This is a genomic window from Methylobacterium sp. AC690 (assembly GCF_979256535.1).
The window spans coordinates 1-237 of sequence record NZ_CEEDOX010000130.1; the positions used below are offsets into that span (position 1 = coordinate 1).

The following is a 237-nucleotide window of genomic DNA, read 5'->3' on the forward strand; positions in this document are numbered from 1 at the left end:
CGAAGTGATCTTATCCACGCGTCCTGGGGTGACGGCTCTGACCCTGGTGCGGCAATCGTCCGCACCGACGTCGGCCGGAACGCCGGACCTCATTCGAACCCGCCTGCCGGCGCCCTTCGAGGACCCCGGAACGCGGCGCACCGAGGCGGAGGCCAGCGCCGCCCTCTTCGGCGTGAACCAGCCGACCCCCCGGAAGGAGATGGTCGCGTTCCTGAACCGCGTCGGGCAAGTGTTCGG

The 237-nt window shown here is 70.0% G+C and carries 1 pseudogene; it reads left to right on the plus strand.

The features are described from left to right. Window positions 1–28: 28 nt before the first annotated feature. Window positions 29–237, plus strand: a pseudogene (locus AC0IY1_RS25580) (hypothetical protein); the annotation flags it as partial.